Annotated in this window: 23 protein-coding genes, 1 rRNA gene and 1 riboswitch; of the genes, 9 read left to right on the top strand and 15 right to left on the bottom strand. The window is 47.1% G+C overall.

Annotated features, from left to right (window positions below; translation table 11 throughout):
• Positions 1-33: 33 nt before the first annotated feature.
• Complete coding sequence (locus tag R8N46_RS00120; RefSeq protein ID WP_213972073.1) at positions 34-1470, bottom strand: PLP-dependent aminotransferase family protein; 1437 nt, start codon at positions 1468-1470, stop codon at positions 34-36.
• A gap of 92 nt (positions 1471-1562) precedes the next feature.
• On the opposite strand from R8N46_RS00120, the gene R8N46_RS00115 reads away from it, so the two are divergent.
• The 3 genes from R8N46_RS00115 (at position 1563) to R8N46_RS00105 (ending at position 3560) form a co-directional block, all read left to right on the top strand.
• Positions 1563-2462, top strand: a complete 900-nt coding sequence (locus tag R8N46_RS00115; protein WP_170897421.1) for a DMT family transporter — start codon at positions 1563-1565, stop codon at positions 2460-2462.
• A 66-nt stretch (positions 2463-2528) separates the two neighbouring features.
• Positions 2529-2816: a hypothetical protein gene (locus R8N46_RS00110; RefSeq protein WP_005374318.1), complete on the top strand. Its 288-nt coding sequence runs from the start codon at positions 2529-2531 to the stop codon at positions 2814-2816.
• Between the two features lie 153 nt (positions 2817-2969).
• Positions 2970-3560, top strand: coding sequence for a type II secretion system protein (locus tag R8N46_RS00105; RefSeq protein ID WP_254901939.1), 591 nt, complete (start codon positions 2970-2972; stop codon positions 3558-3560).
• Positions 3561-3597: 37 nt separating this feature from the next.
• On the opposite strand, the gene R8N46_RS00100 is transcribed toward R8N46_RS00105, so the two are convergent.
• The 5 genes from R8N46_RS00100 to R8N46_RS00080 all read right to left on the bottom strand — a co-directional run bounded on the left by R8N46_RS00100 (position 3598) and on the right by R8N46_RS00080 (position 6473).
• Complete coding sequence (locus tag R8N46_RS00100) at positions 3598-4125, bottom strand: GNAT family N-acetyltransferase (RefSeq protein WP_047102510.1); 528 nt, start codon at positions 4123-4125, stop codon at positions 3598-3600.
• Positions 4126-4158: 33 nt separating this feature from the next.
• On the bottom strand, positions 4159-4626 hold the full coding sequence (locus tag R8N46_RS00095; protein WP_047102511.1) for an HAD family hydrolase: 468 nt from the start codon (positions 4624-4626) through the stop codon (positions 4159-4161).
• A 118-nt stretch (positions 4627-4744) separates the two neighbouring features.
• On the bottom strand, positions 4745-5215 hold the full coding sequence (locus tag R8N46_RS00090; RefSeq protein WP_047102512.1) for a GNAT family N-acetyltransferase: 471 nt from the start codon (positions 5213-5215) through the stop codon (positions 4745-4747).
• A 1-nt stretch (position 5216) separates the two neighbouring features.
• Entirely contained in the window at positions 5217-5948 is a 732-nt protein-coding gene (locus R8N46_RS00085) for a glucose 1-dehydrogenase (protein WP_017821007.1), read from the bottom strand.
• Between the two features lie 9 nt (positions 5949-5957).
• Positions 5958-6473 (bottom strand): GNAT family N-acetyltransferase, encoded by a 516-nt coding sequence (locus R8N46_RS00080; RefSeq protein ID WP_005374306.1) that lies wholly within the window; start codon positions 6471-6473, stop codon positions 5958-5960.
• A 270-nt stretch (positions 6474-6743) separates the two neighbouring features.
• Here R8N46_RS00080 and R8N46_RS00075 point away from each other — a divergent pair, with 270 nt between their 5' ends.
• Both R8N46_RS00075 and R8N46_RS00070 read left to right on the top strand, forming a co-directional pair.
• Positions 6744-7838 (top strand): NapC/NirT family cytochrome c, encoded by a 1095-nt coding sequence (locus R8N46_RS00075; protein WP_005374302.1) that lies wholly within the window; start codon positions 6744-6746, stop codon positions 7836-7838.
• Between the two features lie 22 nt (positions 7839-7860).
• The gene (locus R8N46_RS00070) at positions 7861-10308 is read left to right on the top strand and encodes a trimethylamine-N-oxide reductase 2 (protein ID WP_213972072.1); all 2448 of its coding nucleotides are present in this window, start codon (positions 7861-7863) and stop codon (positions 10306-10308) included.
• Positions 10309-10378: 70 nt separating this feature from the next.
• On the opposite strand, the gene R8N46_RS00065 is transcribed toward R8N46_RS00070, so the two are convergent.
• The 8 genes from R8N46_RS00065 to thiD form a co-directional block, all read right to left on the bottom strand.
• Positions 10379-11104 (bottom strand): phosphatase PAP2 family protein, encoded by a 726-nt coding sequence (locus tag R8N46_RS00065; protein ID WP_213972071.1) that lies wholly within the window; start codon positions 11102-11104, stop codon positions 10379-10381.
• A gap of 210 nt (positions 11105-11314) precedes the next feature.
• Positions 11315-11929, bottom strand: a complete 615-nt coding sequence (gene thiE, locus R8N46_RS00060) for a thiamine phosphate synthase (protein WP_017634354.1) — start codon at positions 11927-11929, stop codon at positions 11315-11317.
• Between the two features lie 61 nt (positions 11930-11990).
• Complete coding sequence (gene thiM, locus R8N46_RS00055; protein WP_318098235.1) at positions 11991-12782, bottom strand: hydroxyethylthiazole kinase; 792 nt, start codon at positions 12780-12782, stop codon at positions 11991-11993.
• Between the two features lie 12 nt (positions 12783-12794).
• On the bottom strand, positions 12795-13463 hold the full coding sequence (gene tenA / locus R8N46_RS00050) for a thiaminase II (protein WP_054575242.1): 669 nt from the start codon (positions 13461-13463) through the stop codon (positions 12795-12797).
• Between the two features lie 54 nt (positions 13464-13517).
• Positions 13518-14468 (bottom strand): ABC transporter substrate-binding protein, encoded by a 951-nt coding sequence (locus tag R8N46_RS00045; RefSeq protein WP_213961338.1) that lies wholly within the window; start codon positions 14466-14468, stop codon positions 13518-13520.
• A 47-nt stretch (positions 14469-14515) separates the two neighbouring features.
• Positions 14516-15316 carry an ABC transporter permease gene (locus R8N46_RS00040; protein WP_064354466.1) on the bottom strand — a complete coding sequence of 267 codons (801 nt, stop codon included), beginning with the start codon at positions 15314-15316 and terminating at the stop codon, positions 14516-14518.
• Entirely contained in the window at positions 15309-16064 is a 756-nt protein-coding gene (locus R8N46_RS00035) for an ABC transporter ATP-binding protein (RefSeq protein WP_064354467.1), read from the bottom strand. The genes R8N46_RS00040 and R8N46_RS00035 overlap by 8 nt, the downstream gene beginning before the upstream one ends.
• Positions 16054-16911 carry a bifunctional hydroxymethylpyrimidine kinase/phosphomethylpyrimidine kinase gene (gene thiD / locus R8N46_RS00030; RefSeq protein WP_005383329.1) on the bottom strand — a complete coding sequence of 286 codons (858 nt, stop codon included), beginning with the start codon at positions 16909-16911 and terminating at the stop codon, positions 16054-16056. Before thiD ends, R8N46_RS00035 begins: the two co-directional genes overlap by 11 nt.
• Before the next feature lie 97 nt (positions 16912-17008).
• A riboswitch (TPP riboswitch) is annotated at positions 17009-17116 on the bottom strand.
• Between the two features lie 311 nt (positions 17117-17427).
• Between thiD and R8N46_RS00025 the strand changes: the two genes are divergently transcribed.
• Together R8N46_RS00025 and R8N46_RS00020 are read left to right on the top strand one after the other, a co-directional pair.
• Positions 17428-18813, top strand: coding sequence for a TldD/PmbA family protein (locus R8N46_RS00025; protein WP_054575238.1), 1386 nt, complete (start codon positions 17428-17430; stop codon positions 18811-18813).
• Entirely contained in the window at positions 18813-20156 is a 1344-nt protein-coding gene (locus tag R8N46_RS00020; RefSeq protein ID WP_053304013.1) for a TldD/PmbA family protein, read from the top strand. Before R8N46_RS00025 ends, R8N46_RS00020 begins: the two co-directional genes overlap by 1 nt.
• A 78-nt stretch (positions 20157-20234) precedes the next feature.
• Here the strand turns inward: R8N46_RS00020 and trmY are convergent, their stop codons facing one another.
• A complete protein-coding gene (gene trmY / locus R8N46_RS00015; protein ID WP_213972070.1) occupies positions 20235-20834 on the bottom strand; it encodes a tRNA (pseudouridine(54)-N(1))-methyltransferase TrmY in 600 nt (199 codons plus the stop codon).
• A gap of 158 nt (positions 20835-20992) precedes the next feature.
• Between trmY and R8N46_RS00010 the strand changes: the two genes are divergently transcribed.
• Positions 20993-21517 carry a DUF3087 domain-containing protein gene (locus R8N46_RS00010; RefSeq protein ID WP_033907183.1) on the top strand — a complete coding sequence of 175 codons (525 nt, stop codon included), beginning with the start codon at positions 20993-20995 and terminating at the stop codon, positions 21515-21517.
• Between the two features lie 523 nt (positions 21518-22040).
• Positions 22041-22115, top strand: a 16S ribosomal RNA gene (locus R8N46_RS00005); the annotation flags it as partial.

The raw sequence follows: 22115 nt of genomic DNA, 5'->3' as shown, positions 1-22115 counted from the left end.
TGTGTCGGCATAAGTTCATTTAGTAAGAGCGAGTTAACAGGCATGCTTTGCTATCAATTTTGCCAGTGTTTGCATCGCGTGACTCCAATCGGTTTCATGACCAAAGTTTGCCACGCTGAGGCGTACGCAATGCCGATATTGCCCTTGAGTGCCAAATACGGTGCCGGGAAGTAGGCTGATTCTGTGCTTATTGCATGCTTGATACAACGCATAGCTGTCCGTGTCTTCGGGCAGTCGCAACCAAAGCAAGAACGAACCTTGCACGGCGTTGATCTGGTATCGATTTTTTAGAGGTTCGTATTCATCCAAGTATTGATGAAGCATCTGGATAAATCGGCGCATGTTGTTTTGATAAACCCGACCCATTCGCGCAGTATGCGTTCGATACTTGCCTGACGTTAGAAACGTTGCCACGGCGGATTGCATCAGGTTCAAACTGCCCATGTTCTCACACAGTAGATATTGCTCAATCTGATCTCGATATCGCCCCGCCAACATCCAACCAATTCTCAAACGCGAATCGAGCGTTTTGGATAACGAATTCACGTAAATTACGCGTTGCTTGTCATCGAGCAATCTCAAGCTTGGTAACGGCTTGTCATAGCTTAACCCGCCAAACACATCGTCTTCGATAATAGGAATATTGCCAGATGCCAAGAGCAATCGCTGGCGCTTTTCTAGCGGCATCATGGCACCAGTTGGATTGGTGAAGTTTGGCGTTACGATGATCGCTTTTATGTCCCATGTCGCCATTGCTTTTGCTAAGGCTTCGGGGCACATACCGTCGCGTGGGCAACTCGGAATTTCCACCACTTTGAGGCCGAGTGATTCTAGCATCAATAAGTTGCCAAAATAGCAAGGGGACTCCACCGCGACGATATCGCCTTTTTGTGTCGTTGCGCGCAGCGCTAGGCTAATGGCTTGTTGCGCGCCGTGCGTCACCATGATCTCATCCAACTTGGCTGGCGTGCCCAAATCTTGTGTGATTTTCGCCAGTTGTTTGATTAAGAGGTGATCACCGGGTGGTAATTGGTAATGGCTCGGTACATGCGTTTGCTGGCGGCTGTGGCGGCCGATCTCGGCGTACAAGCTTTTGATCGCGGGGGAGTCAATGTTTGGGTGGGCAGAACCGGTAGGCAAACGCTCTTGGTATTCAGGATAAGTAAGGATTTCTTTGCAGATCGAGAGCAAATCCACGCGAGTCGGATCCGGAATTGAGCGAGAGGTCGGCAAGGCGACTTTAACTCGATAACCCGATTTGGGAACCGAGTAAACCAAGTTTTGTGCTTCCAGCTCTTGATACGCACGAATCACGGTATTTTTACTGACGTTTAATTCTTGGCTCAACGAGCGAATGGAGGGCAGTCGATCATCCGCCTGATAAACGCCATCATTAATGGCTTGTTTGAGGTGTTTTTCCACCACGAGGTACTTATTCCCTTCACTGCTTCTCAATAAATCTGTACCCATAAAAACACTTCCATCTGTCACTTTTTGAAAACACTGTACCTAATTACATTAGCAGTATCTCAAAACATAAAACAAGCGTGAGTGAGGCGATCATGTTAATCCGAGCCATCCCTTTTGTATTTGTCATCCTTTGGGCTTCTGGATTCGTTGGTGCGCGTTTTGGTTTGCAATATGCCGAGCCAGCGACACTACTTTCTATCCGTATGGCATTCAATGTCTTATTGTTTTTGGTTCTTGTGGCGGTATTGCGTAGAAGGTTGCCGACAGGAAAAGATTTTTGGCACAGCTGTGTGGTTGGTGCGTTGATCCACGGTTTCTATCTGGGCGGTACTTACTTCGCTATCGCCTTGGGTATGCCTGCTGGGTTGAGTTCGTTGTTGGTGGGTATTCAACCGATTTTAACCGCGGCTTTGCTGGTGGCGTTTGTTCGTGAGGAGTTTAAGCCCTCGCAATGGCTGGGTTTGGCTCTTGGTTTTGTCGGTATCGCTATGGTGTTGATGGGCAAAATGGAGTGGCAATCCGAGCAGCATAAAGTGCTGGCTATTGGTTTGTGTTTATTGGCTTTGGTTGGTATCACGCTAGGGACGCTTTATCAGAAAAAACATTGCCAACAAGTGGATATGGTGGGTGGTGCGACGGTGCAATATTTGGCCGCGCTCATCATGTTTCTGCCCGTTGCGATGCAGTTTGAAACCATGCAAGTGCAGTGGGAACTGGAGTTTATTTTGACTGTGTTGTGGTTGGTCGTCGTGCTCTCTTGTGTAGCTATTCTACTGCTGCTGTACATGGTTAAGAACGGTGCTGCATCGAGCGTAGCTTCTGTATTCTACCTGGTGCCGCCAACGACGGCGATTCAGGCTTGGCTCGCGTTTGGAGAGTCATTTGATTGGATGGGGATTTTTGGTTTCGTACTGGCAGCTACGGCGGTGTATTTGGTGGTTAAAAAGCCGGATCTGACGATAAAGAAATCGATTCAAACAGAATATACCTAAATTGGGTAGGGACATTTTCGTACCAGTGGGTACAATCTGCTTCATCTTAATCCGTGGAGCAGAATGATGAAGGTAAAGCCAGATCGAATGACCGCCATGCGTAGCATCATCGAGCAAGTAAAAGCGGAACTACCAATTTATGAACCAGAAACGTTTGTATGTGGACCAGAAGGGCAGTGCATTGGCTGTCCGAAGAAATTGTTGGAAATGGTCGATTCAGAAGTCACTTATTGGGAGTCAGCCATGGAGCGCGGCATTGTTCCGCAGTTCGATGAGATTCGTCGTTTTGGCAAAATGTGCACGAATGTTCGTCGTGGTCTGGTGCGAAATAATGTGCCTTTACTCAGTAACTAGAGAGTAAAAGTCGTCTAATATCTGACACATAGCGTCGTTTTGTTACACTGCTCTTTGGGTGCTGTTCTCAAGTTTGCGTGGTGTTTGTCTCTTCTTACCCTTTGGGTCTTTAATCGTAAAAAATTGGCGATATATTGGCTCGGTCTCACATGGATGTGGGGCTATTGTCTTGGGCTAGTTGAGATAAGAAACGTGAAATCAAAGGGATTTACGCTGATGGAAATCACCATAGTGCTTACCACTTTGGCTTTCATCGCATTAGCTGCTTTACCAGTACTACTCGATATTCATCGCCAAGCATACGCTGCGATGCTGCACAGTTCTCAGTCTTCTTTGGGTACGGCTCTCAAATTCTTTCATGCTCAAGCTGTGATTGATAACGCTTACGGCCAAGAGCACGTTCACTACATTGACCGACATGTCAAAACACGCAAAGGCATGCCAGAAGCGAGTGCCGATAGTATTCGAGCTTTGTTAGAAATCGATCTACCAGCCAGAGGTTATTCGAAAATTGACGTGCCGTGCAAAGGCAGTGATTTTTGCATCATCGGTCAGCAGCACCCAAACAGTGCTCATTTTGTCGCTATTCCTGATTATCAGTTCTTAGATAAATCGGGTGTTGATCGCGTGGTGTACATTTGGCCGCAAGGTTACACACTGGCAGAAGAAGCATGCTATTTCTACTACGTGAATCAAGCCTCTAACGATTCAATTGTTCGAGGGCATGTGACGCAAGGGTGTTAACCCCGAATAAGTGTTGCGAACAACGGTTATCGTGACTCTACAAATCTGGGCTTTTCGAACGGCTTTGCGCTTTATACAATATCATTTTTTGACTCATCAAGACTTTACCATTTGGCAAGGTCACTTCCCCAAGTTCTCCCTGATGTTCAAATCCAAACCGTTCATACAAAGCAATCGCTGGTGTGTTGGTTGTGTATACGTAGAGTGCGATTTGGTCGTAACCAAATTCCCAACCACGTGCGATCGCGACTGCCAATAGTTTCCGCCCCAATCCTTTGCCTCGGTAGTTTTTGTCGATGTGAATACCAAGAATACCGACGCGAAGGCGTTGCCCTCTTTCGTAACCGCACATCTCAGCTGGGTAGATTTCAACACTACCGATAAGTTTTTGGCGGTCAAACGCGACAAACTGAGGGATGGACTCGTTTTCCACACGTTGCAGGATTCTGCGAAGCGTTGCGTTATCGGGTGCCGGAGAAATCAAAAATTCCCCTTCGGAGTACACTCGATTCCACAGCGCGGTGAAGCGCGCGATATCGCTCACCTTGATGGATCTGATTTGCATTCATCTTCCTTGATTAGTGCAGGTTAGTAACGGTTAGGGGATAAGCTCAGATAAACAACGAATTTGGTTAGGAATGGCTTCGGCTGGTGCATCAGCGCCCGTTGGGTTAAACCAAATTGTGTTTACGCCCGCTTTCATCGCAGGGTAAATATCTTTGTGAGGTAAATCGCCAACCATGGTTATTCCACTTACGTTAACCCCTAACTGTTTTGCGATGGCGAGATAAAACTCAGGTTGGTTTTTAGCGATACCGAGGTTGGCAAAACAAAAATAGCCATTTAAGTATTGGTCTAAGTCGACGCGAACAAATGCACGCTGAATCTCTTCCATGTTGGAATCAGATGCACTGGTCGCAATGTAGATGGGATGATTTTGGGAAAGTATTGCCAGTGTTTCTCTGGCTTGAGGAACTGCTTCTACGTGTTCCCAATCGCACATTTTTCCTTGTGCGTGAGGGAAATCTACCATCAAGGTGTTCCCCCAATCGAAAAGATAAATCATGTTCGAATCTCCTTATCCGCACATCATATCGTCTTTTTCTAAAATCAGGGGGTAAATTGCATCGATAAATGCGATTTAGGTGGGTTTAGTCGTGAAAAGCGCTTAATTGTCGTTATCGTTACAAATGTTTCAGCATAATGCGTGAGTTAGTTTTAAAACCTTGATTATCGTAAAAGCGCTGTGCTGGCTGATTGAATTCCATCACTTCCAATCGAACTTGTGTGGCATTGGCATCGCGCGCCCATTGCTCACAGGCTTGGAGCAGTTGGCGGCCGATTCCTTGCTGCTTTTGCGCTTCATCGACAACAATTGTTCCCACGCGACAAATTGGGTCTTTGATCAGAAAACTGATGGTGTCGTTTTGGGTGATCATCGCGGTTAAGAAGCCGAGAATTTGCTGTTCGCGTTCGGCAATCAAAAAGAGTCGCTCTTTGTTCTCTAGTGCTTGTGCAAGAAATTCACGGTCAGCTTCTGAAGGCGCAACAAAGGCTTCTGGCGCATTCGCAAAATGCAGTGAATTAATTTGAAAATTAAGCTGAAAAATTCCGTCTAAATCATCGGGAATCGCTTGTCGGATATGGACTTGCATTCTATCTGCCCCCTGCAATATCGATAAATGATCCTGTGACATAAGAGGCTTCGTCACTTAATAGCCAAGCGATCGCATTTGCCACTTCTTCTACCGTGCCACCGCGTTTAAGAGGAATTTGAGGGCTGAGTCTATCTACTCGGTTTGGTTCTCCGCCGTCGGCATGCATATCAGTGTAAATGAAACCAGGTCGAACGCCATTGACGCGAATATTGCGCTCTGCCAACTCTAGCGAGAGCCCTTTAGTTAAGGTATCCATCGCGCCTTTTGATGTGGCGTAATCGACATACTCAAATGGCGCGCCTGAGCGCGACGCTCCAGAGGAGACATTCACAATTGCACCGCCTGCACTGAATCGCCTCGCCGCTTCTCGACAGCAGAGAAAACAGCTATTCACATTGGTGTTCATTACTTTCTGAAAGCGTTCCAAGCTGATTTCTGACAAAGGCGATTGAGTAAATAGGATGCCAACGTTGTTGACCAAGTGCGTCACTGCACCAAATTCACGTTCTGTTTCATCAAACAAGGAGAGCACTTGCTTCTCATCGGCTACGTCTGCGGCGATGGCAATCGCTTTTCCACCGTTTGCTTGTATTTCTGCCACAACTTGGTCGGCGGCCTCTTGCTGAGTGCGGTAATTAACGCAAACGCGATAGCCTTGCTCGGCCAGCTTTTTTGCCGCTGCGGCTCCAATGCCTCGGCTTGCGCCGGTAATGATGACTACTTTATTCAAAATACGTCCTTATTTATGTAGTGAGTAGATTTTATCGGCGTAGGGTTTGCCACCAATTTGGTATGCGTCTGGAATGACCTCAATGAGTTCGAAACCACATTTTATCAGGACACGCTCTGATGCAATATTGCCTTCAGTGACCGTCGCGGAAAAGTGGTTGATGTTATGTGTCGAGGTTGCCCAGTATAGAAGCGCTTGAAGAGTTTCTGTTCCAAACTGTTGGCCATGAAATTCCGGCAAAAGTAAGTAACCTACCTCTGCCTTACCGTTTTCAATAGCAAAGCCAGTGATGCCGATGGGTTGTTCAGATTGCTTATCGAGTATTACAAGGCAAAGCCAATGCTGGCAATTTGGGGTCCATGGTAATAATCGCGAAGCAAATTTTTCTCTTATTTCTGTTTCGCTGGGACGATCGAAACAGAGCGCAATAACCTCTTGTTCGGAAAGTAATCGTTGAAAGAGTTCCCAGTCACTGGCTTTGATGGGTCTTAATTGGCTTCTGTGCGTCTCGATGTAAACTGACATGCGTGTCCTTACTGCATCAATGTGGAGATTCAGTCTCTCATCCTCTTATCTGTTTAATCAAATAGTTGCATTCATAAAAGTGATTTATGTGGTGAATAGTTGGCTGGTTAATGGATTATTGCCATATATTCATCTTTGAGATGCAAATAACAAAATTTCATACTTGAGGCATACAGAGCAACACGGAAATGATGTGGATCAAGAGAGGACTACCCATAAAGTAGTAATTTGCGACCTATAATTACATTTTATTTGGAAGTGTTGCTAATTATGTCAATAAAAAAACGATATGTTGCACTGCTGGTTGCTGCCGGCATTGGTGTGGGCTGGTTAACTTTGGGGGGGAGTGCGGCAGTAATGCATTACACCTCAGATACTGAATTTTGTCTCTCGTGCCACTCTATGGAAACCCCTTACAAAGAGTACCAAGGCTCAGTGCACTTCAGTAATGCGAAAGGCATTCGCGCGGAATGTTCTGACTGTCATATTCCTCAAGAACCAATGGATTACCTGATCACCAAAATTCGCGCGTCGAAAGACATCTACCATGAATTTGTGACAGGTAAGATCGACACGCCAGAGAAATATGAAGCACATCGTAAAGATATGGCTGAAACGGTATGGGCTCAGTTCCGTGAAAATGATTCAGCGACGTGTCGTTCGTGTCATGATTTCGATGCAATGGAAGAGTTTGAGCAATCACGTGATGCGGCGAAGATGCACGCTTACGCGAAAGCAAACGATCAAACGTGTATCGATTGTCATAAAGGTGTGGCGCACTTTGCACCAGAAGCAGAGCTAGACAGCAAGGCATTTGAAACGTTGATGAGCTTCACCACAAAAACATCACCTAATGCCAAGGTTGTTTACCCTGTGACTGAAATCGCAATGGGTGAGATGGGTAAAATTAACCCAACGACGAAGTTGGAAGTAATCAGCTCTGAAGGCGACAACCGCACTGTTAAGTTGAACGCATTCCAAATGAAAGGCGCAGAGCAAGTGCTTTACATGGGAGAAGGTCAACGTGCCATCGTTGCAACGCTAACAGAGCAAGGCCAACAAGCGCTTGAAACTGGTGAATTTGAGGCAGATGTTTACGGCAACGAATGGCGCGCGGTTTCTCTAACTGGCGCTATTGATTCTCCAGTTGTTGACACGCTTGAACCAGTATGGTCATACGCAGAAGAGTTGGACAACGTTTACTGTGCAACTTGTCACGCGAAAATTCCTTCAAATCACTTCACAGTGAATGCATGGGGACCGGTAGCGAAAAGTATGGGTGATCGAACTGATATTTCAGCCGAGAACCTAGAAATTCTAACCAAGTTCTTCCAGCACCACGCGAAAGATGTGGTTGGTCACTAACGATAAATAGAAGGATAAGATTATGACTAATATGACCCGTCGCGGATTTCTAAAAGGCACTGGTATGGCGGCTGGTGCAATGGCATTCACTTCATTTGCACCTATGTCTGTTGCTTCTTCTAATGCTCGCGGCAAAGGCATTCTAACGGCGGGCCGCATGGGCCCAATGCTGTGTGAAGTGCAAGACGGTAAGCTGGTTTCAACCACGAACGCATTGCCACAAACGGTACCAAACAGCCTACAAAGCACCGGTCCTGACCAAGTGCACACTAAAGCGCGTGTTAAGTACCCAATGGTTCGCAAAGGTTACTTGGCAAACCCATCAGCTCCCGAAGGAGTTCGTGGCAGCGATGAATTTGTACGGGTGTCTTGGGATGAAGCTTACAAGCTGATACACGAGCAGCACATGCGCATTCGTAAAGAATATGGCCCGGCTTCTGTGTTTGCTGGTTCTTACGGCTGGCGTTCAAGTGGCGTGCTGCACAAAGCACAAACCTTGCTGCAACGTTACATGAGCATGGCGGGTGGCTATTCAGGCCACTTGGGTGACTACTCAACGGGTGCTGCGCAGGTCATCATGCCGCACGTTGTGGGCTCTATCGAAGTATACGAGCAGCAAACCACGTACCCAGTGGTACTAGAGTACAGCGATGTGGTTGTGCTTTGGGGCTTAAACCCGATCAACACTCTAAAAATCGCGTGGAGCTCAACAGACTGTGCTGGTCTTGAGTTCTTCCATCAGTTGAAAAAGTCAGGCAAGACGGTTATCGCTATTGACCCTATTCGTTCTGAAACCATCGAGTTCTTTGGTGAGAATGCGGAGTGGATTGCTCCTCACCCAATGACCGACGTGGCAATGATGATGGGTATCGCACACACCTTAGTGAAACAAGGTAAGCACGATAAAGCCTTCCTCGATAAATACACCGCAGGTTACGACAAGTTTGAAGCGTACCTGATGGGCGAAGAAGACGGCGTAGAAAAATCAGCAGAATGGGCATCAAAAATCTGTGGCGTACCTGCGAAGCAACTTGAGTTACTGGCTGATATCTTCAGTAAAAACCGCACCATGCTGATGGCGGGTTGGGGCATGCAGCGCCAACAATACGGTGAGCAGCGTCACTGGATGCTGGTTACACTGGCAACGATGTTGGGTCAAATCGGTTTACCGGGCGGTGGTTTTGGTTTCTCTTATCACTACTCAAACGGTGGTAACCCTGCTCGTGATGCTGGCGTACTTCCTGCGATTTCGGCATCACTGGGTGGTGGCTCTTCTGCGGGTAACGACTGGGCGGTGTCTGGCGCGGTGCAAAGCTTCCCTGTGGCGCGTATTGTCGAGGCGTTGGAAAACCCAGGTCAATCCTACCATCATAACGGTCATGAACTGACGTTCCCGGACATCAAGATGATTTGGTGGGCAGGTGGTGCGAACTTTACTCACCACCAAGACACCAACCGTCTGATCAAAGCGTGGCAAAAGCCTGAGCTGATCGTGATTTCAGAGCCTTACTGGACGGCGGCTGCGAAGCACGCGGACATTGTTCTGCCAATCACCACATCGTTCGAGCGTAACGACTTAACGATGACGGGTGACTACAGTAACCAACACTTGGTGCCAATGAAGCAAGTGGTTGAGCCGCAAGGTGAAGCGCGTAATGACTTCGATGTATTCGCGGACATGGCCGAGATGCTAGCTCCGGGTGGCCGTGACGTATACACCGAAGGCAAAACTGAAATGGAATGGCTGTACGGCTTCTACAAGGCGGCGCAACAAGGTGGCCGTGGCTCTCGCGTAGCAATGCCGAACTTCAGCAAGTTCTGGGAAGATAACCAACTGATCGAGATGAAGTGGAACGAGAAGAACGCACAGTTTGTTCGTTACGCAGATTTCCGTGAAGACCCGATCATGAATCCACTCGGTACACCAAGTGGTAAGATCGAAATCTTCTCGAAAACCATTGAAGGTTATCAGTTGGAAGACTGTCCTCCACACCCAACGTGGATGGCACCAACCGAGTACACTGGCAATGCAAAAGACGGCGAGTTGCAGCTAATGACCGCGCACGCAGCGCATCGTCTACACAGCCAGTTTAACTACGCGAAGATTCGCGAAGAGTACGCAATTGCAAACCGTGAACCTATTTGGATTCACCCTGAAGATGCGAAAGCGCGTGGTATTAAAACGGGCGATTTAGTTCGTGCGTTTAACAACCGTGGCCAAGTATTGGTTGGTGCAGAAGTGACTGACCGAATCAAGCAAGGTTCAGTGTGTATTCATGAAGGCGGCTGGCCGGATCTGGATCCGAAAACCGGCATTTGTAAGAACGGCGGTTGTAACGTGTTAACGTTGGATATTCCGACCTCTCGACTTGCAAACGGCTGTGCGGCGAACTCGGCGCTGGTTCGTATTGAAAAATACACTGGCCCAGAATTAGAACTAACAGCGTTTGAACCACCAAGAAATGGTTAGAAAAAAGTAGCGTTTTAAAGCAAGAAGCCAGCGAATCGCTGGCTTCTTTTTTATCTAGTAATCGTTCACATTAGCGCGAAGCGAGAGAAACAAATGGCATCTGTTTCTTAATTTGAAATGTCGGGAGTAAAGTAAATACAATCGCGACAAACAAGACTGAGCCTATTAAATCTTCAGGGCGATGCATCCCCAGCCATAAGCGGCTATATGCGACGCTCATTCCCCACATCCATAATGACAGTGCAGAGATATAGCACTTGTTCTGTAAGAACAACCCGCCAAAGAAAGCCAAACAAATCGAAACGAAAATCGTATGGCCGGATGGGAAAGAATAGTCTTTCTCGCCTTGCCAATGGCGCGTTCGCCAATCACTGACGTGTTCAGAAATCTGGTTAATTACGTTGGCTTGCTGCTTTGTATCCAACTGATAAAACGCGTCTGGGTGCTCAATCAATTGTTCTGCTGCGAGCAATTCCGTGTAGGGACGCGGGCTTTCTGTCATCAGTTTTAGCCCCGTTTTGCTGGCAAAACCAATCACCAGTAACAACCCTAACATTGAGAGTTTTTGTATCCACTCAATGCGACTTGGTTTAAAGCGAAATAAAGAAAGCAGTAGCAGTGTTAACGTAATTAAAAAGCCTTTGCTACCAGCAGAATCTGTGAGCAAAGTAAAAGTAATACCCAGACTTTCCGGCATCTGTGAAGTGAGATTGTGATAAGAGCCAAACAGCGACATTGGGATGATGCCAAGAACAAACAAGGCGAGCATCATCAATCCATATTTTTTGGTTTTCATTGAGAGCGTTTTGTTTTTATTGAGGGTTATTCAACCACGTGAAAATAAGGGGCTTATCTTACGTTATCTGGCGTGAAAAACTTATCAACGCTCTGTCAATTCGAGCGTGAAAGTGACATTGCAGCTCTTCGTTGTGAAAGGAGAGGTTGTTGAAAGTACTGAAAGGCAAACGCGCTCATCCATAAGCGCTTTGTTCAGGCGTGAGCAAGGTTAGCTCATCAACCCTAATAAATATTCCGATGCGGCTTTTGGATCTTCTGCGTGGAAAATCGCTGAAACCAAAGCTAAGCCATGAACACCAGTGGCGCTGAGTTGCGGAATGTTACTTTCGTTAATGCCGCCAATGGCAACAATCGGCAGTGAAGTCGTCTCTAACGCCATCTTCAAGCCATCAATACCCCAGAACTTCTTGGTGTTGGTTTTGGTCGGCGTCGCGAAGATTGCGCTCAAGCCGATGTAATCAATCGGAAGAGAGTCCGCTTCTGCAAGCTGCTCTTCATTTTCGATGGATAAGCCGAGGATTTTGTTTGGTCCAATCAACTCACGAGCGATAGTTGCGGGCATGTCTGATTGCCCGAGGTGAACCCCATCGGCATCAACTGCCAGTGCAACATCAACGCGGTCATTGATGATCAAAGGCACATTGGTATCTTTAAGGATGTCTTTCACGGCTTGAGCACGTTCGATAAACGCACGCACATCGCCGTGTTTTTCGCGGACTTGTACCATGGTCACGCCACCTTCCACGGCTTTTCTCACAACACGCTTTAGTGTGGCTAAATCTTGTTGGTCATCGGTGACCAAATATAAACGATAGGCGTTCATTTTGTTTCCTTTGGGCCTCTCATCTACAGGGAGTGAGAGGCCGGTATTTGTTAGAGAAAGCTTAACTCACTTGGAGTTTTAGGCGTTTTGCCAGTGTTTCTTCATCCAGTTGGTAAAGCTCATCCAACAGGTTCATTTGCAGACTGCCTGGCCCTCGCGCTTGCTCAGCCGCAATTTCACCCACAACGCCCAGTACCGCCGCGGCAGCAAGTCCGGAGTGATCACCAACAGCAGCGAAAGCACCCGTCAGTGCCGTTAGTGTGCAGCCCATTCCGGTTACGTATGGCATCATCTCGTGACCGTTGTTTAGCTGCACAGTTTGCTCTTTCGTGATGATGTAATCAGTCTCGCCAGAAATCACCACACTTGCACCATACTCTGAAACTAAGAAGTTCGCTGCGCCAAGTGCTGCGTCGCTGCTGTCTAACGCATCGACGCCTTTGCTTTGTGCTTGTTCGCCAGCGAGACCGATGATTTCTGAGGCGTTACCACGAATGATCAACTTGTCGGCAAGGCGTACGATCTCACGTGATGTCTCGGTACGTAGTGAGCTTGCTCCGCAACCGACAGGGTCGAGTACAACGATTTTACCGTTGGCATTGGCTTGCTCTACGGCATAGCTCATGCGCGGTGTCCAAACGCTGTCTAGGGTACCGATGTTGATAACCAGTGCGCCAGCGAACGACATCATCTCTGCCATCTCTTGTTTGGAGTGCGCCATGATTGGAGAAGCGCCGATAGCCAATAGCGCGTTTGCCGTGTTGTTCATCACCACGTAGTTAGTGATGTTGACGACTAATGGCTTTTGCTGGCGTACTGCGGTTAATGCTTGGGTGATTTGTTCAATTAACATGAGACTCTCCGATTAATCTTGCTGAGCATTCAGACCTTGTTGCCAGAATGCTACTTCCATACGCGTTGCAGTTTTGAATACCTGAATCAGGTTTTGACCACGCTGGCTATTGATGTCGATTTCCGCCAATAACTGGTTAAAGTGTTCTGCACCTTTTGCGACACCAGATTGGAACTCCTCACCACCGTAGAGATTAATCCAACTTGCGTATGGATTGCCTTCGATTACTGTCTTTTCATCTTCAATCAGCATCTTACCGATAACGGCATAACCGATAGAGCATGGCGCTAGTGCCGCGTATAGATCAACAAGATCGCCCGTCATGCCAGCATCCAATACATAACGGGTGTAAGCTACTGTGCCGAAATCTTCTGGCTCGTTTTCTAAGTTGGATTCCGTCAGTCCCCATTGCTCACAGTAAGTCACGTGGTGGGCGATTTCAGAATCTAGCAATGCATGTACGCTTGGTAGGGCACGGCGCATGTCATCCAAAGTACGCGCTTTGTAGATCGCTAATGCGTAAGCTCGTGCGTACTGTTTTAGGAAAAGAAAATCCTGTTTTAGGTAATGTAGAAAACAAGGCTGAGCCAGAGTGCCTTGCGCCAATTGCTGCACGAAAGCATGCTCAGTGTATTCTTGCCAATCTTGGTGGCAAGCGTCGATCAAATCTTGGTATTTCATTATGGGTATCTCGTTATCAAAAGACCCTAGGCTTAGATCCTAAGGCCAGTAGAATTAGTCAAAGCTCGGTACGTAATCTTTCGCTTTTGGCAGTGTTTCGATGATGTTTTGTGAATACATGAACTCGGCATAATCATCGTAGCGTTTCAGATCTACTGCAGATGGACGAAGAGCGAAACGAGTTAGTGTGTCATTCCAAGCGCGCTGGTTAAGCTCGTTGTTGAGGGTGTCTGGTGAATAAGCCACAAACTCTTTCCAAGATTCTTTTGGATGGTTAACGATGTAAGTGGTCGCTTGCTCTAGTGCTTTGTTGAATGCCTTGATGGCTTCTTTGTCGTAGTTTTTTGCATTGGCTACGAAGACTAACTCGTCATACGCTGGCACGCCGTGTTCTTCAGGGAAGAAGGCCTTAGCTTTATAACCTTCTAGTGCCAGTTGGTTGGTTTCGAAGTTACGTAGACCGCCCCAAATCGCATCCACCTTGCCAGACGCAAGAGACGAAGACAGCGCCCAACCTACGTTGATGATTTGTACGTCAGAAAACTTCACGTTTTCTTGCGCTAGCATGGTGCCGATTGTCGCTTCTTCGTTGCCTGCGATCGCAATACCGATCTTCTTGCCTTTTAAGTCGCCAAGGTTTTCATTCTTACCGTTGTCCAACACCATCAACGTGTTGAGTGGCGTAGCAATCAAAGTCGCAGAGCGGATTAGTGGCAAACCAGCCGCGACATCGATGGTTAGGCTTGGTTGGTAAGAAATCGCCATGTCGACTTTACCCGCCGCGACCAACTTAGGTGGCGTGCTTGGATCTGCCGGCTCCTGAATGTTGACCTTCAAACCTTGCTCTTTGAAGTAACCACGCTCTTTGGCAATCACGATAGGACCATGGTTTGGATTGACGAACCAATCCAACATCAGTGTCATCTCTTTTTCAGCGGCAAGAACGTTGGTTGATACCACTGAAGCGAGTAGAGCAGCAGCGCTCATAAGTTTGTTTTTATTCACGGGGTTCTTCCTTTTCTTTCCCAATTTTCTTTGGTTATTTTCTGTAATTATTTGCTTTCCCAAGGGATGGCTTTTTTCAATAACTTATCGGTGATGAAGTAGAGTGAGATAGACAGTACGGCGAGGATAAACAGCGCCGCAAACATCTCGTCAATGATCATGCGAGCGTTGGCTTGGAGCATCAGATAACCCAAGCCTTCGCTTGAACCTACCCACTCACCGACCACTGCTCCAATTGGCGCAATAACGACGGCAACACGAATACCTGAGGCTAAAGTTGGTAGTGCGGCTGGCAATTGAATATGACGAAGTAGCTGCCATTTAAACGCGCCCATGGTCTTGGCAAGGTCGAGGTAACCTGTTGGCGTATTGCGCAAGCCGTCATAGCAACATGTCGTGACGGGGAAAAAGATGATGATCGCCGCCATGACTACTTTTGATGCAATGCCGTAACCCAGCCAAAGCATGAGCACTGGCGCGATGGCGAACACAGGGATCGCTTGGCTAGCAATCAGAATAGGCAATAACCAACGCTTCAGCGGCTCGAACATCAGCATTTGCAATGCGAACAGCAAACCCATCGATAATCCAAGCGCCAAGCCAAATAAGATCTCTTGCGCGGTAACCCAAGTATGTTTGAGCAGGACATCGTAACGAGTGACCAATCTATCCAGCACTTCAATTGGTGAAGGTAAGATGAAGCTTGGCATGTCGAATATCACCACGACCAACTGCCACAATCCCAAGATCACCGCTGTGCTGATAACTAAGCGCAGAGCCGGATGGGTCACGCGTTCTTTTTTACTAATACGTGCCGAAACGGAGTTGTACTGAGTCATATCACTCATAGTCTTTCTCCAATTGATCCAAAATCGCTTGTTGAAGCGCGGCGCACTCTCCATCGAGAACTCGGGGCGGCTTGGAGTCTGGAACGACCAAGTGCTGAGCTTGCGCAGGTGTGCCTTGCAACACATAGAGTTGGTGAGCTAATCGCACCGCTTCTTGTGGGTCGTGGGTAATCAGAACAACCGTCTTATCTTTCAGCAATTCGGCAGACAAGGTTTGCAACTTATGACGAGTAACCGCGTCCAGTGCAGAGAAAGGCTCATCCATCAGAACTAGAGGCTTGTCTTGCATCAGAGTGCGAGCAAGGGCAACACGTTGTCTCATGCCGCCAGAGAGCTGAGCTGGCTTAGCATCCGCGTAATCGGCGAGTCCCACTTGGCTTAGTAAAATCAGTGCACGTTGTCTATTTTTCTCTGGTGCTTGCTCTTGAGAAAATCGAGAACTGAGGCAGACGTTGTCTAACACATTCAACCACGGTAGCAATAAATCCTGCTGAGCCATGTAAGCGATACGGTCATGCAGTGCAGCGCCATCCGTTGTGATGAGTTCGCCATGCCAGTCAACTTGGTCATCCAGCAGGCCAGCTAAGTAACGCAATATTGTGGTTTTCCCGCAGCCACTTCGTCCGAGTAATACCGTCCATTTACCGACGGGAATGGTCATGTTCATTCCTGCTAAAGTCGGTGTTTGGCTATCTTTGTATCGCAGACTAGCATCGGAAAGCTGAATGCCAATCGCGTTAGCGAACATAAGTATGACCCGCAAAAAAGTGGTTCACAGGGCCATGGCCTTTACCTACATCCAATTCATCAGCGTGTGCGATAGCTTGGCTGATGTACTGCTTACCCAGGTGCACCGCTTTGTGTAGGTTGTTGCCTTGGCCAAGATAAGACGCGATAGCAGAAGACAGCGTGCAGCCTGTGCCATGAGTGTTTTTGGTTGGAAAGCGTTTAGCGCTGATTAACTCGGCACTGTCTTGCATGATAAGCAGATCGTTGCTGTTTTCATTTTCTTCAAGGTGACCGCCTTTGAGCAGAATAGCTTTGGCGCCAAGCGCACGAAGGTCGGTAATCATATCGTTCATTTCAGATTCTGATTGAGGCATTGGCTTACCCGTCAATGCTGCGCCTTCGGGTAGGTTAGGGGTAATGATGTCTGCGAGCGGAATCAATTCTTCTTTTAAAGTGCTGATTGCCGACTGTTCCAGTAATAGATCACCGCTAGTGGCCACCATTACAGGGTCAATCACGAGGTGTTTTGGCTGGTATTGCTTAATTTTGTCTGCAACGACTTTGATGATGTTGGAATCGGCCAGCATGCCCACTTTGACTGCAACGATGTTGAGGTCGGTAAATACTGCATCAAGTTGGCTCTCTACATGGTCGAGAGGAATGGGGAAAATCGCAGAAACGCCTTGGGTATTTTGCGAAGTAATCGCCGTGATTACCGAGCAAGCAAAACTGCCGGTTGCGGACATCGCTTTGATGTCGGCTTGAATACCTGCACCGCCACCACTGTCTGAGCCCGCGATGGTCAATACGATAGGGGTAGGCAAGGCTGGCGTGTGATGTGAATGAGGTTGTGATTGCTGCGTCATGGTCGCTCCTACTACAAGACGTATAGGAACTGACTTTGACCGTTGCAGATAGATCGATTTTTCGATCGCTATCGCTTACCTAAGAGGGGCGACGAAAGGCAAAGTGTGCATAGTTCCCTACGTCAGTGCTAACTGAATCAGGTTCAACGGGTCTCGAATTTCGATCTCAGCCAACACTTGTCGTGTGGCCCCCCGACTATTTCGTTCGGATGATAGCAGGACCATTGCGGAAGGGATACGTTTTTTGAGCGTAATTATAATGAGTATTCAATTATGCGAGGTGAGTGATAAAGTAAGCACCTAAATGGTTTGCTGTGTGGAATTTACTAGTGCAACGCTCTGGTGAATGAGCAGAACCTGAAATATTTAATAAATAATCGTGGTCTCGTTAAGCAAGGATTAGCACAAAACAAGGTTAAAAAACTGTTAAAATTTAACGTGTTGCCAATTTAACTTTGTTGAACTTTTTCACAGTTAATTAGGAAGGCTAAGACGATCATCGAGCAAGGAGACTTCATGCTTAATTCTGTAACAGCGAAGTCAGTGATCGATCATGCACTCTTTTTGGGGGCTGATTTCGCTGAACTATTCGTTGAACATCACCAAACCAACACTGTCCAGATCGCATCTGGTGAAGTGGATAAGGTTAACTCGGGTATCGATTTTGGTATCGGTATTCGTCTTTTTTTCGGTCATAAGGTGCTTTACGGTTACACCAACAGCACAGATGAAGCCGAACTAAAGCGCGTAACCTCGCTGCTTGCTGCAAAAGACAAGCGTGAGCAAATCGCGTCAGCGGGTTCTTTGAATTTGAACCGCTACCCAATCCAACATGGTTGCCGCATGTCGCTAAGTAAGGATGCTAACCTAGATTCAAAAATCGCGTTTCTATTGAAAGTTGACCAAGCCGCACGTGCTGAGAGTGAGCATATCAGCCAGTTTATTGGCAGCGTTCTTCAGCGCGAGCAACAAGTGTCTATCTTCAACTCAGAAGGTCTACACGTTGACGATACTCGCCACTACATTCGTGTTGCTGGTAACACTGTCGCGCAAAAAGGTAATGAGCAGTCTTCTGGTATGGAAGGTCCTGGCGCTCTTGCTGGTTGGGAATTCAGTGAACAGCTTGATGCCAAAGAGCTAGGTCAAACTATCGCGCAGCAAGCGTTAGTAAAACTTGGCGCGGATGCTTGTCCATCGGGTGAAATGCCGGTGGTGATTGGTAACGGCTTTGGCGGCGTTATCTTCCATGAAGCATGTGGTCACTTGCTAGAAACCACTTCAGTTGCGAAGAAAGCATCAGTCTTCCACGACAAGATGGGCGAAATGGTTGCTCACACCGCAGTGAATGCAGTCGATGATGGCACCATGACCAACGAATGGGGCTCGATTCACATTGATGATGAAGGTATGAAGACTCAGCGCACTCAACTGATCAAAGACGGTAAGCTAACCAGCTTCATGGTCGATAAAATGGGTGGCATGAAGACAGGTTATGAGCCTACGGGTTCTGGTCGTCGTCAAAACTACAAGTTCGCACCAACCTCGCGCATGCGTAACACCTTTATCGAAGAGGGCGAGCATTCACTTAATGACATGCTGGCAGGCATCGAACGTGGTATCTATGCGAAGAAGATGGGCGGTGGCTCTGTTCAACCGGGTACGGGGGAGTTTAACTTTGCTGTTCGTGAAGCCTACCTCATTGAAAATGGCAAAATCACCAAGCCTCTGAAAACAGCAACGCTGATCAGCACGGGTCCAAAAGTGTTGAAAGAAATCAGCATGGTCGGCAAAGACATGGCGCTTGCGCCGGGCATGTGTGGTTCCGTGAGTGGTTCAGTACCAACAACTGTCGGTCAGCCAACGCTGAAAGTAGATAACATTCTGGTAGGAGGCGGTAACTAATGAGCCAAGAACAACAACTTCTTAATGCGGTTGATTACGTCCTATCAGAAGCAAAACGCCAAGGTGCAGAAGCGGACGTCATTGTAAACCGTAACAGTAGCTTTTCTTTGAAAGCGAACCAAGGAAAGCTGGATGAGTACAAAGTAAGCTCAAGCCAAGTTCTGGGTGTTCGTGTTGTGAAAGATGCGCGTGTTGCAACAAGCTATTCTGAGTCGTTAGAGCAACCAAGCTTGGATTTGATGCTGACCAACGCACTGCAAAGCGCTCGCTTTTCCAAGCAAGATGAACATCAGACGATTAGTTGCGTGAACAGTCAAATCGCGACTGATGTTGCTGAGATTGCGCAAGAAGATACAACTTCTGTTGACGAAAAAATCGAACTGTCTCTCGCTCTTGAGCAAGGCGTAGTGGCTCTGCCTCACGCCTCTAGCGCACCTTACAATGGTTACAGCGATGGCGAAACACAACTGATCATTGCCAATACTCAAGGCACATTGTGTCAACACTTCGAGCGCTCGTTCACTTGTTACGCGTATACCTTGTTTGAAAAAGACGGCAAACAGTCAATGGCGGGTAGAATGTCACTGGGTCGCCGTTTTGATGAGTTGAATCCAGCTTACTGTATCGAGGGTGGCTACAACCTTGCTCGCGATCTTCTTGAAGGCGCACCGGTTGCGACGGGTAACTACCCTGCTATCTTCCACATCAATGCGCTAGCAAGTTTATTCGGTGCTTTCGGCAGTGCTTTCTCTGGCGTAAGCGCGATGAAAGGCATTACGCCACTGGGTGACAAGCTTGGTCAACGTGTTGCGAGTGATTTAATTACCTTTACTGATACGGCTTACATGCCAAATGGTATGGCAATCGCGAGTTTTGATAGTGAAGGCTTCGCTACTCAAGATAATGTCATGATTGCTAATGGTGAGTTGAAAACCTTGCTACACAACAGCCAGACCGCAAGTTACTTGGGCGCAGTCTCGACAGCAAGTGCCGCTCGCGGTGCAAAATCGAGCCTAGACGTATCAGCGAATCACAAAGTGATTGCGACAGGCAACAGCAGTGCGTCAGAAGTAAAAGCGGGTGAGTACCTAGAGTTAGTCGAGCTTCAAGGTGTCCATTCTGGTGCGGATGCAGTGAGTGGTGATTTCTCATTTGGTGCGAGTGGCTTCTTGTGCCGTGATGGAGAGCGCGTTCAACCAGTTCGTGGGATCACGGTAGCGGGTAACTTCTACAAGATGCTGCAAGAAGTTGAGGCAGTGGGTGATACTCAGTTAATTAACGATAGCCGAACTTTCTTCTCGCCAGACGTTCGTTTTGCTCGTTTGAGCATTGGTGGTAAGTAAACTTAGCATCCCTATAGAAACAAAAAAGAGGACTCAATGGAGTCCTCTTTCATTACCTAGCAACGTGTGCGCGAATAACTAGAATTCGCGTATGTCCAACTCATTGTGGATCAATACCACACACTGAGAAGCGAAAAGCATCTTAGGACCTAAGCTGATCTTCTCTGTGCCAAGGCGCTTTAAGCTGTTAGAAGACTTTTTCGGCATCGGTATATGGTCAGTTAGCAAGAAACATGGATTTTCACCAATTTCTGCATCACGAACAAATTCGCCTTTCTTGTCCAGCATATATAGTTGGTGATCTTCTGCCAGTTCTTGTACTAGGCGTTCAAAGCTCACTGTACGAACGGTAATACCAGGTTCGACTTCACGAAGTTGCTCTTTACCCATACCAACCGAAGCATCCAAAGCGCGAGCCACTGCTGCAATCAAGGTTGACTCATGGAAGCCGCCAATGTTGGTGATGTCGTTGGAGCGAATAGTAATGGTGCGTGAGAAATCTTTTGTGCTTTCTAAAACCAAGTGAACAACCACATCTTCACGGTGTGATTGAGCAACGAACATCGTGTTCATCATGGTATGAGCAAGAATCTCTGTATGCGCTTCATTACCAACACCTTCTAACAGTGCTTTGCTGGTGGTTGGCGCCGCGCGAGCTCGTAAAACAAAAGAGCGCATGAATTTAGCCTCTATATAGGAAGAGTGAATGCGCGGAAGTATATACCCAAGCAGGGAAGGGATGCGAGTTTAATAGCAAATGTGAACTTACTTACAAAGCTTCGATTGTCGTGCGGAGTGCGCTGGTTAAAATAGAGGTAACCTGTTAGGAGCGGTATATGGAAATCAAACAGATAAATAAAGACATTTATAAAAAGAAAGTAAACCTTGTGATTGGCGGTTTTGTTGCGTTGCTCGCCATCTCCTCTCTTGCCTTTAGTACCTTGTTGATTGTTTTGTTTGGCAACACTGAAGTCGTACCAGAACAATCAACGGGCAATTTCCATTGGAATTTGATTGGTGTCGTTCTCGCAGTTGCAACTTCCCTCTCTTTATTGAATCAAATTAAAACTCGACCATACATGGAAGAAGTGCTGTACGTTTGGAAACTCAAGCAGCTGCACAACAAGATCTTTCGTAAACTAAAAAGCATTAAAGCAGCCGCGAACAATGGCGATGTAAAAGCGCTGACGATCCTTAAGTTCTACTATACGACTCAAAGTCAGGTGTTTGAGCTAGACAACAACACACTGACGATGAGCAGTGTAAATAAAGAATTGGAGGCTATCGAGCAAATCGAAGCGGCGCAATCAATGAGTCTCGATATCACAGGCTTTGAAGAGTCTTGGCTAGACACATATTGATTGCCTATTTGCTACTTGAAGTTAACAACTGAGTGCTAAAATTAAGCGTTTGAGTGAGATTTAATCATTCGACGCTTTTTTTTGATTTTTTTTCTGAAAAGGGGTTGCCAAGAAAAATCATCTCCCTATAATGCGCCTCCGTTGTCAGGGCAAAGCGGAAACGCAAAAGCGGTTGGCAAGAAGGCGAAAGAAAACTTCTAAAAATTAATTTAAAAAAGTGTTTGACACTGAAAATTAATTCCTTAGAATACGCCTCCGCTTCGATAGCAAAGCTTACGAAGCAAGCTCTTTAACAATATAGACCTATCAATCTGTGTGGGCACTCGTTGATGATAATCCAATTAGAAGCTTAGGCTTCAAATTAGGTTTCAATGAAACGAAGTGACCAATCAAGTCTTCGGACTTGGCACAGTCAATTCATTATCGTTCTGTTGGAACGATAATAGCTTTAAAATTACATTAGTAGTTTTGAAGTCAGTATTCATTGAGCCTCTCCCTATTTATTTAGGGAATCAAAAACTTTAAATTGAAGAGTTTGATCATGGCTCAGATTGAACGCTGGCGGCAGGCCTAACACATGCAAGTCGAGCGGAAACGA

The organism is Vibrio sp. 1874 (genome assembly GCF_033344395.1).
Lineage (GTDB): Bacteria > Pseudomonadota > Gammaproteobacteria > Enterobacterales > Vibrionaceae > Vibrio > Vibrio alginolyticus.
This window is presented reverse-complemented; position numbering and strand designations above follow the sequence as displayed.

Excerpts from the sequence above, each read along its gene's own strand:
- R8N46_RS00010 (WP_033907183.1), top strand. The coding sequence starts at position 20,993 with ATGGAAATCAAACAGATAAATAAAGACATTTATAAAAAGAAAGTAAAC.
- R8N46_RS00110 (WP_005374318.1), top strand. The coding sequence starts at position 2,529 with ATGAAGGTAAAGCCAGATCGAATGACCGCCATGCGTAGCATCATCGAG.
- R8N46_RS00090 (WP_047102512.1), bottom strand. The coding sequence starts at position 5,215 with ATGCAAGTCCATATCCGACAAGCGATTCCCGATGATTTAGACGGAATT.
- R8N46_RS00020 (WP_053304013.1), top strand. The coding sequence starts at position 18,813 with ATGAGCCAAGAACAACAACTTCTTAATGCGGTTGATTACGTCCTATCA.
- R8N46_RS00070 (WP_213972072.1), top strand. The coding sequence starts at position 7,861 with ATGACTAATATGACCCGTCGCGGATTTCTAAAAGGCACTGGTATGGCG.
- R8N46_RS00115 (WP_170897421.1), top strand. The coding sequence starts at position 1,563 with ATGTTAATCCGAGCCATCCCTTTTGTATTTGTCATCCTTTGGGCTTCT.
- R8N46_RS00105 (WP_254901939.1), top strand. The coding sequence starts at position 2,970 with ATGTGGGGCTATTGTCTTGGGCTAGTTGAGATAAGAAACGTGAAATCA.
- thiE (WP_017634354.1), bottom strand. The coding sequence starts at position 11,929 with ATGAACGCCTATCGTTTATATTTGGTCACCGATGACCAACAAGATTTA.
- thiD (WP_005383329.1), bottom strand. The coding sequence starts at position 16,911 with ATGACGCAGCAATCACAACCTCATTCACATCACACGCCAGCCTTGCCT.
- R8N46_RS00080 (WP_005374306.1), bottom strand. The coding sequence starts at position 6,473 with ATGTCAGTTTACATCGAGACGCACAGAAGCCAATTAAGACCCATCAAA.
- R8N46_RS00065 (WP_213972071.1), bottom strand. The coding sequence starts at position 11,104 with ATGAAAACCAAAAAATATGGATTGATGATGCTCGCCTTGTTTGTTCTT.
- tenA (WP_054575242.1), bottom strand. The coding sequence starts at position 13,463 with ATGAAATACCAAGATTTGATCGACGCTTGCCACCAAGATTGGCAAGAA.
- R8N46_RS00025 (WP_054575238.1), top strand. The coding sequence starts at position 17,428 with ATGCTTAATTCTGTAACAGCGAAGTCAGTGATCGATCATGCACTCTTT.
- R8N46_RS00035 (WP_064354467.1), bottom strand. The coding sequence starts at position 16,064 with ATGTTCGCTAACGCGATTGGCATTCAGCTTTCCGATGCTAGTCTGCGA.
- R8N46_RS00040 (WP_064354466.1), bottom strand. The coding sequence starts at position 15,316 with ATGAGTGATATGACTCAGTACAACTCCGTTTCGGCACGTATTAGTAAA.
- R8N46_RS00075 (WP_005374302.1), top strand. The coding sequence starts at position 6,744 with ATGTCAATAAAAAAACGATATGTTGCACTGCTGGTTGCTGCCGGCATT.
- R8N46_RS00120 (WP_213972073.1), bottom strand. The coding sequence starts at position 1,470 with ATGGGTACAGATTTATTGAGAAGCAGTGAAGGGAATAAGTACCTCGTG.
- trmY (WP_213972070.1), bottom strand. The coding sequence starts at position 20,834 with ATGCGCTCTTTTGTTTTACGAGCTCGCGCGGCGCCAACCACCAGCAAA.
- thiM (WP_318098235.1), bottom strand. The coding sequence starts at position 12,782 with ATGTTAATTGAACAAATCACCCAAGCATTAACCGCAGTACGCCAGCAA.
- R8N46_RS00095 (WP_047102511.1), bottom strand. The coding sequence starts at position 4,626 with ATGATTTATCTTTTCGATTGGGGGAACACCTTGATGGTAGATTTCCCT.
- R8N46_RS00100 (WP_047102510.1), bottom strand. The coding sequence starts at position 4,125 with ATGCAAATCAGATCCATCAAGGTGAGCGATATCGCGCGCTTCACCGCG.